The sequence below is a fragment of the Streptosporangium sp. NPDC005286 genome, assembly GCF_040607515.1.
In the GTDB taxonomy this organism is placed as follows: Bacteria; Actinomycetota; Actinomycetes; order Streptosporangiales; family Streptosporangiaceae; genus Streptosporangium.
This window is the reverse complement of sequence record NZ_JBEXGU010000369.1, coordinates 1-2754: the sequence shown is the minus strand read 5'-3', so window position 1 is coordinate 2754 and position 2754 is coordinate 1. Positions and strand designations below refer to the sequence as shown.

The 2754-nt window shown below is 71.6% G+C and carries 1 protein-coding gene; it reads right to left on the bottom strand.

Annotation, left to right across the window (positions count from 1 at the left end):
- On the bottom strand, positions 1–2754 hold a 2754-nt coding region (locus tag ABZU75_RS46120), incomplete at both ends, for a type I polyketide synthase (RefSeq protein WP_355569834.1).

Sequence of the window (2754 nt, the reverse complement as noted above, 5' to 3'; positions counted from 1 at the left end):
CCTGCCCGCCGCACCGGGGCCGTCGACGACCACCTGGACCCGCACCCCACCGGTCTCGGGCAGCACCAGCGGTGCCTGCAGCGCCAGCTCCTCCAGCACCGCGCAGCCGACCTCGTCACCCGCGCGGACCACCAGTTCCACGAACCCCGTCCCGGGCAGCAGTACCCGTCCCAGAACCTCGTGATCGCAGATCCACGGATGGGCCGACGCAGACAACCGCCCGGTCAAGACCACCCCACCAGAATCCGGCGACACCACCACCGCCCCCAGCAACGGGTGGAGCGCCGTCTCAAGCCCCAGACCTCGCGCGTCCCCGCCCCGCCGGCCGGTCGGCCAGAACCGCTCCTTCTGGAAGGCGTAGGTAGGCAGCTCCACCTGGCGGACACCGGGGAGCATGGCCGGCCAGCTCACCGGCACCCCATGCACGTGCAACCCGGCCAGCGCCATCACGATCGTCTTCTGCTCGTCCTGGCCCCCGCGCAGCACCGGCACCAGCACCGCGTCCGGGCCAGAACCGGCTTCGGCCTCCACGGCGAGGGTGTCGACCGCCATCGCGGCCAGCACCCCGTCCGGGCCCAGCTCCAGATACGCCCGCACACCCTGAGCGTGCAACGTCCGGACACCGTCGGCGAAGCGGACGGCCCGACGCACCTGCTCCACCCAGTAGTCCGGCGAGCACAACTGCTCGTCGGTGGCCGCCTGCCCGGTCACCATGGACACCACCGGGATCTGCGGCGGGCCGTAGGACAACGTCCGGGCCAGGGCGCGGAAGTCCTCCAGCATCGGCTCCATCAACGGCGAGTGGAACGCATGCGACACCCGCAACCGCTTGGTCCTGATTCCCCGAGACTCCAACTCGGCGGCGATGGCCAGGACCGGCTCCTCCACTCCGGCGATCACCACCGAAGCCGGGCCGTTCACCGCCGCAACCGACACCTCGCTCTCACGCCCGGCCAGCAGAGCGGCGACCTCCTCCTCCGACGCCCGCACCGACACCATCGCCCCACCCGGCGGCAACGCCTGCATCAACCGCGCCCGACCCGCCACCAACACACACGCATCCTTCAGGGACAACACCCCCGCCACATGCGCCGCCGTGATCTCCCCGATCGAATGACCGGCCAGCACATCCGGCCGCACCCCCCACGAGGACACCAACCGGAACAGCGCCGTCTCCACCGCGAACAACGCCGGCTGCGCCCACCCCGTCAGATCCAGCAACCCCGCCTCAACCGACCCCGGCTCGGCGAACAACACCTCCCGCAACGACCCATCGAGCAACGGGTCCAGCTCGGCGAGCACCTCATCCAACGCCGTCGCGAACACCGGCAACCGCGCATACAACTCCCGGCCCATCCCCACCCGCTGGCTGCCCTGACCGGTGAACAGGAACGCGACCTTGGCCGCACCCCGCGCCGAACCGGTCACCACACCGGCGGCCGGCGCCCCCTCGGCCACCGCCGCCAGACCCCGCACCAACTCCGCACGCTCAGCACCCACCACCACCGCCCGATACTCAAACGCCGACCGAGCCGTCGCCAGCGACACCCCCACCTCGGCCAACCCCAGACCAGGCGAACCCTCCACATGCGACAGCAACCGGGCCGCCTGCGCCCGCAACGCCACCTCACTGCGCGCCGACACCGCCCACACCACGGCCCCGGACTCGGCGACCTCAACCTCGGCCGCCGCGACGTCCTCCACCCCGGGAGGCTGCTCAATGATCACGTGCGCGTTGGTACCGCTGATCCCGAACGACGACACCGCCGCCCGACGCGACCGCTCCACCCGAGGCCACGACCGCGCTTCGGCCACCAGCTCGACCGCGCCCTCGCTCCAGTCCACATGCGAGGACGGCGCGACCACGTGCAACGTGCGCGGCACCACACCCTCACGCATCGCCATGACCATCTTGATGATCCCCGCCACACCGGCGGCCGCCTGGGTGTGACCGATGTTCGACTTGATCGACCCCAGCAACACCGGCCGGTCCTCCGACCGGTCCTGCCCATACGTCGCCAGCAGCGCCTGGGCCTCGATCGGGTCACCCAGCGTCGTCCCGGTGCCGTGCGCCTCCACCGCGTCCACCTCGGACGGCGACAACCCCGCGCCGGCCAGCGCCTGGCGGATCACCCGCTGCTGTGAGGGACCGTTCGGTGCGGTCAATCCGTTGGACGCCCCGTCCTGGTTGATCGCCGACCCGCGCAGCACAGCCAGGACCTGATGGCCGTTGCGCCGAGCGTCCGACAGCCGCTCCAGCACCAGCACCCCGACACCCTCGGCCCAGCCCACCCCATCGGCACTGTCGGAGAACGCCTTGCACCGCCCGTCCACCGACAGACCGCGCTGCCGGGCGAACCCGATGAAGGTGTTCGGAGTCGACATCACCGTCGCCCCACCCGCCAACGCCAGCGAACAATCCCCCGCCCGCAGCGCCTGCGCCGCCAGATGCACCGCCACCAGCGACGACGAACACGCCGTGTCCACCGTCACCGCCGGACCCTCCAACCCCAGCGTGTACGACACCCGGCCCGAAGCCACGCTCGGCGCGGTCCCGGTGCCGTCGTAGCCCTCGACGGCGTCGCGCTGGCCGAGCCCTTCGACCACCTCGCCGACGACGGCCTGGTGCACCCGGCCGGCGGCGTTGCCCAGAACCAGGCCGTAGTCGTTGTACATCAACCCGGTGAACACCCCGGTACGGCTACCCCGCAACGTCCCCGGCTCGATCCCGGCCCGCTCCACCGCCTCCCACGA